At 58.0% G+C, this 9,437-nt stretch carries 7 protein-coding genes and 1 pseudogene; 2 read left to right on the forward strand and 6 right to left on the reverse strand.

Annotated elements, in window-relative coordinates:
- Positions 1-81 precede the first annotated feature (81 nt).
- Positions 82-342, reverse strand: a pseudogene (locus K4G67_RS16185) (tyrosine-type recombinase/integrase); the annotation flags it as partial.
- Between the two features lie 681 nt (positions 343-1,023).
- Between K4G67_RS16185 and K4G67_RS16190 the strand changes: the two are divergent.
- Positions 1,024-2,451: a methyl-accepting chemotaxis protein gene (locus tag K4G67_RS16190; protein WP_239807300.1), complete on the forward strand. Its 1,428-nt coding sequence runs from the start codon at positions 1,024-1,026 to the stop codon at positions 2,449-2,451.
- Between the two features lie 80 nt (positions 2,452-2,531).
- Positions 2,532-3,725, forward strand: a complete 1,194-nt coding sequence (locus K4G67_RS16195; RefSeq protein WP_239807301.1) for a diguanylate cyclase — start codon at positions 2,532-2,534, stop codon at positions 3,723-3,725.
- A gap of 57 nt (positions 3,726-3,782) precedes the next feature.
- Here K4G67_RS16195 and K4G67_RS16200 read toward each other — a convergent pair whose 3' ends face one another.
- The 5 genes from K4G67_RS16200 to K4G67_RS16220 all read right to left on the reverse strand — a co-directional run bounded on the left by K4G67_RS16200 (position 3,783) and on the right by K4G67_RS16220 (position 8,752).
- Positions 3,783-4,160: a PilZ domain-containing protein gene (locus K4G67_RS16200; protein ID WP_239807302.1), complete on the reverse strand. Its 378-nt coding sequence runs from the start codon at positions 4,158-4,160 to the stop codon at positions 3,783-3,785.
- A 185-nt stretch (positions 4,161-4,345) separates the two neighbouring features.
- Positions 4,346-4,546, reverse strand: a complete 201-nt coding sequence (locus K4G67_RS16205; RefSeq protein ID WP_239807303.1) for a hypothetical protein — start codon at positions 4,544-4,546, stop codon at positions 4,346-4,348.
- A gap of 369 nt (positions 4,547-4,915) precedes the next feature.
- Positions 4,916-7,444: a sensor domain-containing phosphodiesterase gene (locus K4G67_RS17715; RefSeq protein ID WP_239807304.1), complete on the reverse strand. Its 2,529-nt coding sequence runs from the start codon at positions 7,442-7,444 to the stop codon at positions 4,916-4,918.
- A 43-nt stretch (positions 7,445-7,487) separates the two neighbouring features.
- Positions 7,488-8,573 carry a transposase gene (locus K4G67_RS16215; protein ID WP_239807305.1) on the reverse strand — a complete coding sequence of 362 codons (1,086 nt, stop codon included), beginning with the start codon at positions 8,571-8,573 and terminating at the stop codon, positions 7,488-7,490.
- 26 nt (positions 8,574-8,599) lie between these two features.
- Positions 8,600-8,752: a hypothetical protein gene (locus tag K4G67_RS16220; protein ID WP_239807306.1), complete on the reverse strand. Its 153-nt coding sequence runs from the start codon at positions 8,750-8,752 to the stop codon at positions 8,600-8,602.
- Positions 8,753-9,437: the final 685 nt, after the last annotated feature.

Below are 9,437 nucleotides of genomic sequence, written 5' to 3' on the forward strand. Positions count from 1 at the left end.
CTGAACCTGCTTCGCTTCATTCTCGTCCGACTCCTTTGCGTCGGACTCTACCAAAAACCGGTCACATTTCAGGGGAGCACGTCAGATAGCGCGAATATTTCCAGTGACCCGGTAGATAATCGCCGCTTTTTCTCGTCGCATGGAATGGGTGCCGTATTCGGCCTCGCGAAGACCGATGGCAGTGACCCATTCGTCGACCAGCCTGGCATACTGCCGCGTGCTCATAGGTTTCGGATTATCGATCCGGCTCGGAAAGACAAAATCGCTGACCGTCCCGCCGCGGTTTTCGAACCAGGTTTTAAGGCTCGCGCTGACGTCGGCGGTGATTTCGAACTTCACCGGCCAGATCTGCTTCAGGTTCAGTGGACGCTATGTGCCGACGGTCTTTCCAGTGTTTCAGGCTCGCCGGTTCTGCGCCACGGGACCATATCGAGACGACCCCATTGTCGTTCTCGTTGGCCATAATGGCAAGAACGGGAACGCGATCGCGCATCGAATCCTTCGACCCGGCTCGGAATTGGACCTGAAGCAATGCGTAAAAACTGATGCCCAGAACCATCAGATATTGGTCAGAATGAGGGGCCGGTAGCCGATAGTCTTGTTTCGGCAGGCTAAGCATCGAAAGCGGTCTTTGAGCATTCAGATTAAGATGCATCCCGAAGTCGGCCGAATTCCGGCTTCCCTCGTTCCGGTAAATGATGAGGATGGAAACACGATGACAGCGCGTCCATCCGTCGATATCCATTACTGCACCAGCACGACTTGATCCCACTTCCGATCACGTTGGCGGAGCCGTATTTTACGAGAAGATCGAGGCATGCGCCTTCATCATATCGCAACTTTCTTCATGACGGGCCCCGACCGATCGCGGAATGGACGGAGACTGGAGCCCAACTGGCGACTGAGCGGGCGACGGTCTCGCCACACGTAACACGCATTTTACGAATAATTAGTCGGCGACGTTTACCACAGCACCATGCTTGGACCGGTCACTGCGAGCCAGTCTCTGTAGGAGCTTGCTTTATGATCTCTTGGTTTCGCGCGCATGCGCCTATCCGTCGCAAGTTCGACATTATGGCTGTGACATTCATTGGCTTAGCCGCCGTGCCGGTCGTCACAACCTGGCTTTCGATCTCGATGGAAGCGCCTCCAAGCGCTTTAGGCGTGATCGCCATTATCGCGCTCGCTTCGACCTCTATCGCAAGCGCAATCTTCAAAAAGAACATCTGCGACCCGTATGTCGGGACTGTTGTTCGCATGGAAAGGTTGGCAGCCGGTGATTTCGAAAGCCCGATAAATCATACCGAGTTCACCGATTGCGTCGGGCGCATGACGAAGGCCATGGCCGTGTTCAGGCAAAATGGCATTTCAGTAAGCGAGGCAGGAAACGCACAGCAACGCGTCGTGACCAATTTGGGTGAGGGGCTGTCGAAGCTTTCCCAAGGCGATCTGAGCTACCGCATCGAAGAGCCGTTTCCTTCCGACTATGAAACCCTTCGGACCGACTTCAATCGCGCTTCCGAAGCACTCAACGAAGTCATTGCCGCCGTCGTCGAAGCCGCGAAGGGGATCAGCAATGGCGCTGCTGACATCGGCCAAGCGTCCGACGATCTGTCTCAGCGCACTGAACAGCAGGCCGCGAGCTTGGAACAGACTGCTGCGGCCATGGATGAGATAACCGGAACGGTGCGCGAAACCGCCAAAGGCGCGAGCGAAGCCGATGCCATCGTCGGACAAACACGCGCCGAAGCGCATGCGTCCGGTGAAGTAGTGCGCCGCGCCGTTGAGTCCATGCATGGAATTGAAAAAGCGTCGAGCGAGATCAGCGATATCATCAGTGTGATCGACGGCATCGCATTTCAGACCAACCTCTTGGCCCTCAACGCAGGCGTCGAAGCTGCGCGTGCCGGCGATGCCGGAAAGGGGTTTGCAGTGGTAGCGTCAGAAGTGCGCGCCCTCGCGCAGCGTTCCGCGGATGCCGCGATGGACGTGAAGGCGAAGATAACCGCTTCGAGCGATCAGGTCGAACAGGGCGTTGAGCTTGTCAGCCAGACTGGCGAAGCGCTTGAGCGCATTATCGCTCGCATCTCCGAAATCGCCGGGCTTGTGAACACCATCTCCGATTCCGCGAAACAGCAGTCGACCGGCTTACAGCAGGTCAATACCGCCGTCGGCGAGATGGACGGCGTGACCCAGCAGAACGCCGCAATGGTGGAAGAGGCGACCGCGGCGGCGCGAAGCCTTGCCGAGGAAGCGAACCAGCTCAGCCGCCGAGTGGCCAAATTCACGGTCAAGGTCGAGTCAGGCGCCAAGCCCCTCGTGAATCCCGTCCATGAGCTCCAGGCAAAAGCCGCCAACGTAAACCGGCAGCCTGACGCGGAACCACCGATCCGCAGGGTCGTAAATGGCGCCTCGTCCGGTGCGACCGGCGATGATTGGTCTGCATTCTGACGCGAGGTGCGGACCCGCCGATCGGGTTAACGCTTTTTACCAAGCGTATCGGGTAAAAGGAGCACCGAAGGGCTTCTCCAATGAAATTCATGTTTCGCATGGCGCACCGCAAGGGCCTCGACTGGCGGGTCTATCTCCTGATCGGCTGCGTCGTGATCCTTGCAGCGCTGCTGACAGGAGCAAGCTGGAGTGCGGCGGCCAGTTCGCGCGAACGCCAGAACGCGGCCGACTGGCAGGTCCACACGCTCGAGGTGCTGCTTCGGACAGACGATCTGAAGGTCGCGACGCTCAGCATGGTCCGCGGTGAGCGTGGATATCTGCTGACCGGGGATCCCGCGTTCCTGAAGCCCTACGAGCGCGGCCGCCTCGAAACCGATTTGGGGCTGAAAGGCCTGGCGCTTCTGACGCGTGACAACCCCGAGCAACAAGCGCGAATCCGCGAGCTCGAGAGCGAGATGAAAGACCTTCACGCTCTATTGGCGGAGATCATCGCGTTAGAAGACGCAGGAGCTCACGACGCGGCCGTAGCGAGAGTTCGAAGCGGCGATGGCCGGATCGCCACCGACACAATCCTCGACGATTTGCGCCGGATCGAACAGATAGAACACGCGCTCCTTGCTGACCGTGAGCGCGAGGCTGACGCAAAAGCCGCAGCCAACGAACTCTATCAGTATGTTCTTTCTGCCATCGGCGTCTTGCTGCTCATCCTTGCCATGTGGTCCACAACCCTCGTTCGACGTGCGCTGGCCGCCGAGGCGCAAGCCAAGCAATTGCTCAAGCGCCATGCATCGAGCGATGAGATGACAGGCCTCAGCAACCGGCGCGCCTTCTTGGCCGCCCTGGACCGGTCGGTTGCCAGATCGACCGACGGGCGAAAGGAACTGGCTTTTGCGATCTTCGATATCGATCGGTTCAAGGCCATCAACGACACGCATGGCCATGCCGCGGGCGACGCTGTGATCGCCGAGGTCGCTCGGCGGGCCGTAGCCTCGTTCCGGTCACGCGATCTGGTCGGACGGATCGGAGGCGAGGAGTTCGGCGTGATCCTGCCTGCGGCTAGCCGCGGTGAAGCAATGTCCGCCTGCGCGCGCATGCGTGCCGCGATCGAAGCTGAGCCTGTATCGGTTGGCTCGATCAGGATTTTCGTCACGGTCAGCATCGGCGTCTCGCAGCTTCGTAAGCAGGAAGACACGACCTCGCTGATGGCCCGCGCCGACGAGGCGCTCTATCTTGCCAAGAACGGTGGCCGCAATCTCGTTCGCCTGGCCGCTTGACCGATTAGATTGCTCGGAAATCAGGTGGAATGGATCACCCCACCTCGGCGATAAGCTTTAAGCCGACTTTTGTCGCAGTAATGTCGCGTAGGAGGTCGCCGTGTTGACGGAGCGGCGATCCGGGCGCTCGGACGCCTGAGCAATCAGACTGCGCAGGTGCTCGAACACTGGACCATAGACAGGTCGGTGAAACTCGATTCCGACCTGCCTGTCGTTAACCCAGCGGATCGTCGCATCGATCGGGCCGAGCGAACCAATTCTGATCGTCACCTGCGCCCCTGACCTCATCCACACGGATGGAGTAGCACAGGCGCATCCAGCTTCCGAAAGATCGGTCACTTCCGCCTGGATAGGTGTGCCTGCTCCAACGCGAATCTGGCAGCTCGCGTTCACATGGTAGCGTTCTTTGTCTCGTCGCCCCGCACGTTCGTCCATCAGACTTGTCCCTTGCAACCCAAGTCATTGAGGTAACAGTCAAATGTTGCCGACTGATGAAGGGCCCGGTGAGCACAGCGCAGGCGAATCCTCCCGCTCACGCCGAGCTTGCCCGGTCGCACCGAACACAGCATAAAACACGTGGTTCGGCCGATTACTTCGCCGCTGACACCTGTACCTGATTTCTAGGCAGCTTGGTCTTGCAGCACATGTTCCGAGGTTGCAAATACCGTGTGCGGGGCCGGGAGCCGGGAGGCGACGATCTCGGCACAGGCATAGAAGTTGCGTTCGGCATGACCCGCGGTTCGATCACAGCCGGTTTCCCGGGCCTTCAGAAGGCGGTCATACGATTTGCGAAATTCGTTCAAAAGCTCGTTCTGCGACATGTCTACCCTCCTTATACGAGTGAGATTGCAACGAATTTTCGAGGCTTGTCAAATCAGTCGCAATGCAACCGCTTTCATCACCTGACTGCTTATCATCTGCTGTATCGAAGCGCAGAAAGTCCCGAAAATTCCGGAGGGAGAGACCCGGGATACGCACCGTCGACATTCTATTGACGTCTTCTGCGAGACAGGGTCCTTCGGCTTGCGTATGTCAGCCATTCGACCCGGCTTCTTCCCTTGATGAACCGTGTCGGCGAAGGCGCGTCCGGCCGAATGCGACCCGACGGACGCGCCTTCATTCCCTTCCGAGCTGATCGACCCGATGGCCGATGATCTTGCGAACGCAGCTCGCTCGCGTTTGGATATTACTCAGGCAGCGGCTGACGCGGTGGGTATCGAAAGATAAGCCGCCAGCTGTTCTCCGGTAAGGGGTGCACTGTAGAGATAGCCCTGAAGATGACTTACTCCCAGCTGGCATAGCAACTCCTGCTGGGACAACGTCTCGACACCTTCGGCTACGACCTTCATCGAAAGTTGCTCGGCTAAGCCCACCACCGCGGTGACGACCGCCTTGGCGGCGCGTGAACCTTCTACCTCGGCGACGAACGACTTGTCGATCTTGACCTTGTCGAATTGAAACGACTGAAAGTAGCTCAGCGAGGAATAACCTACTCCGAAATCGTCGATCGAGATCTGGACGCCGTTTTCCTTGAGTTGCGCAAGCTGGGAGAAGGCTTCTGCCGGGTTCTGAATGACAAGGTTCTCGGTAACCTCCAGCTGCAGACGATCAGCTGACAGACCTGTCTCTCGGAGAACGCCGAGAACAGTATCGACGAGCCCGCCCGAATAGAACTGACGCGGAGAAAGATTCACCGCGACCTTGATTTGTTCGGGCCACCTCCTCGCTTCGTGACATGCCTGCCGCAGTATCTGCTCTCCAAGCGTATCGATAAGGCCGCAATTTTCAGCCAGTGATATAAACACGTCCGGCGACACCGGCCCCAAGTCGGGTTCCGCCCATCGCGCAAGCGCTTCGCAACTGCTAACCGCACCGGTCGAGGCGTCGATTATAGGCTGAAATGCGACATCGATTTTCCCAGCTTCGACGGCGTCTCGTAAATTAGTTTCGAGCTTACGCCGATCGCGCTCTGCGGTATCCATCGCATCATCGAAGAAACATGGCTCACCTTTGCCCTCCAGCTTCGATCGATACATCGCCAGGTCGGCATGCTGGCGAAGCGTCTCAAGGCACTCGCCGTCATCTGGGTGGACGACGACCCCGATTGATGCGCCAATGTGAGCGGTAATCCCACCTGCTGAGAATGGTGCACGGACACTGTTGATCAACGCTTCGGAGATGTTGCGCGCCCGATGACGCAAGTCCGCTCCGGTAAGCAGACATACGAACTCGTCACCGCCAATACGGGCAACCTGCGTATGTTCGTCGGCTAGCATGCCGATCCGATTGCCGACGAGCTTCAATACTTCGTCTCCGGCGACATGGCCGAACTGGTCGTTGACCGACTTGAATCGATCGAGATCCACGTTCAGAATTGCAAAGCGGACCCCTTCGGCAATGAACTCATTTACTCGGTCGAGAAAGCTGGCTCGGTTCAAAAGCCCGGTCAAAGCGTCATAATGGGCGAGCCTCCAACGCTCCGCCTCGGATAGGCGGATTTCGGTCACATCCTCCGACAGACCCAGAAGATACTGACCCGGCCGATCCGGACCATCGATCAGAACGCGCGTCGTCCTGATGTCCACGATAGAGCCGTCATCGCGCTCGAAGCTGGATTCCGTTTGTTCCGGTCTGCCGCTCGCCACGGCTATGGCGTCATTCTTCCTGAACTCGCCACCGCGGGATGGGAAGAGTTCGGAATCATCCCTGCCAACCATACTCTCGGCCGATCGCCCGACGAGATCTTCGGCCTTCCTGTTCACGAGCAAATAGCGATGCGTTGCGGCGTCTTTCACGAAGAGCATCGATGGAAGGTTGGACACAACCGCATCCAAGAACTTCTTACTGCCGTCGCGATCTGCTTGAAGAGCTTTTCGCTTGGTGATGTCCCGAACAATAGCCGCGAATCCGCCGTGAGCTCCATCACCCCAGGGAGCAAGCGAGAGCTCAATCGGGAAGTTGGCGCCGTCTTTCCGCTCCGCCTCGAGTTCGACGAACTTTCCGACCAAGCGGGTAGGGCCGCCATTTGCGGCCGCTTCGAAGCGGTCCTGATGGCCTGGGTGAAACGATTGCGGGATAATCAGTTTGACGTTCTGGCCAAGGGCCTCTTTTAGAGACCAGCCAAACATGCGCTCTGCCGCCTGATTCCAATAGACGATCCGGGCTGAGCGGTTGGTAGCAAGAACCGCATCAGGGGTGGAAGCGACTACCTCCGCGGCGATGTCCGCCCGTGTCCGCGCTTGGCGAGCTTCGATCAGTTCCTCCACGACCGACGCCAATTCCCTCAGCAGTCGAATTTCAAACTCCCCGAAATTCCGACGAGGTTGATCATCGATCACGCAGAGGCTGCCGATGCAGTGTCCGGAGCTCAGGAAAAGCGGCGTTCCAGCATAGAATCGGATTTTCGGTCCACCGATGACCAATGGGTTTGTGGAAAACACTTCGTCTTCCAATGCGTCGAGAACCACAAGAGGGTCCCGACGCGCCACGACCTCGTCGCAGAATGCAATATCGCGCGGGGTTTCGGAAAAATCGATATTATGCCGGGACTTGAACCACTGTCGGTCCCTGTCGATCAGGCTTACCGCTGCGCTAGACGCGCCAAGAACTGAGGCTGCTACCTGGACACCCGCAATAACCGAGGTTTCGTGGACGCGCTGATGCGGATTGACGATTGAGCGACCGGATTGGTGGTTTGATGGTGTGTTTTGCGGTGTCACCCGTCCATTTCCGGCCTTTCCGGGGGGGGGGCTCCTGACGCGACTATCCCGTTGCGGCCTGTCGTTCGTGGTAGATCAGGCGGTCGAAGTTGTATGCCAGATTGGCCAGCGTGAGTTTGGCCTGCGCCCTGGCAAGGCCGATGGTGCGGATGAAAAGTCCGTATCGACCTTTCTGATGCGCGAAGACATGTTCGACCCTGGCCCGCACGGCTGACTTGGCGGCATTGGCCCGCGATGTGCGTTCGGGCATCGGCTTACCCTTGGGCTTGCGGCGATGGATGCGGCTCGTGAACATATGCCGTGACAGCCACGTCTCGTTCTTTCGGCTGCGATAGGCACTGTCAGCCCAGACATCGCTAGCCGTGTTGTCCGGGTCGACCACATGGCGCAGTTCCCGCCCGTCACTATGGGCCGCCGAGGTTACCTTGCCCTTGCGGATAAAGCCGAAACGTCGGTCGATGCTGATATGCGACTTGTAGCCAAACACTGGCGTCGCGATCTGCGGCAGTGGCGTGCCATCGGGACGGTAGCGGACCTTGCCGCCAACCTTCACCGTCCAGCGCGCATCGACATCCTTCTGATGAGCCTTGTTCGGCCTGCCTGGCCATATCTGCTTTGCTGACCTGCCCGCCTTGACCGCTGCCTTCTCGTCCTCGGTGTTGCGTTGCTTTGGAGCAGGGACTAGCGTGGCATCGACGATCTGCCCGCCCATGGCGAGATAGCCGCGTTGGCGCAGTTGCTGCTCGAAGGCCTGCATCAAGGCTTCGAGCGTGCCGCTCTCGGTCAGCCGGTTGCGATAGTGCCGGATGGTGTTCTCGTCAGGCATCGTACCACCCAGATCAAAGCCGAAGAAACGCATCCACGAGAGCCGGTCGCGGATCATGAACTCCATGCGCGCATCGGAGAGGTTGTGCTGCGCCTGCACCACCAGAACCTTGAACATCGCGACCGGATCAAACGGAGGCCTGCCGCCCTTTGCTCCATCGCTATAGCCCAGCCCCTTTACCAGCAGCGGGCGAAAAAGCTCAAAGTCTATCGTCGTAGCAAGAACCTCCAGCGGATCGCCATCCCGGCTCAGCCGCTCCAGGTGCTCCGACAGCGAAAACAGGCTCGATGGCTGCATCAGCATTAACTCCTCGCGGAGCTTGAATCACATCATTGGCCAAAACGCGAGGGGTTATTGCGGGTGTCCACCTTGGTGATTGCGTCGAACTCTCGCTCGGAGTCCGTATCGAGAATCGCCAGGTCGGCCAACGCTGCCAAGCGGGCGCTTTCTGTCAGCGCGGCAGGATGTCCGGATGCGTCCACCTCGCTCTGATAGCGATCAAGTCTTAGAAATTGATTTATCTCATCGCTAGCAGGTGGGCAGTGATCCCAAGGCCCGCGAGCTCACGATCTGGGAACAGCATATTAGCGGGATGATGCCTGGGTTTTGAGCCGCTAGCCGTCGGTCCGCTTTTGACTGCCTTAAATGTGAAAGCTGCCGACCGCGTTGTAGTGCAAATCTGCGGCATGCTTCGATCACGGATTCTGACCAGATTGCACCCATGCAAACCAAAAAGGGGTAGCCTAGTGGCTAAGATTTTCGGCTATCATAGTCTTTCCTTCGCCAACCTTCAATTAGACAATGGTCTTTCGTCAACTCATTAATTACATGAGCAGAGTAAGTGGATATGCTTACGGTGTTGGCCTTTTTAAAGCTCACAATCCCTGATGTTTTAAGACAACCATTCTTGGTCCACCGCAATCGTTCCTGATTGGTAATATTCAGCGCCTTGCAAACCTCTTTCGGCGTCATGGCCCTCGCTGCAATCGCCTCTAAAGTGTCGGCAATATCGGCTGTGATTGACTTCAGTGCCTGTTCGTCGATCTGACTGCGGATTAGAAAATGAACGGCATCGATCTCCCACTTAGCCCGTCGTATTCACCGGACCGGTCCTAAAGGGTTAGCGGGAGTGGCCTAAGCCTCTGATCTGAATTAGGAACTGGGTGT

This window comes from Croceicoccus hydrothermalis (genome assembly GCF_022378335.1).
In the GTDB taxonomy this organism is placed as follows: domain Bacteria; phylum Pseudomonadota; class Alphaproteobacteria; order Sphingomonadales; family Sphingomonadaceae; genus Croceicoccus; species Croceicoccus hydrothermalis.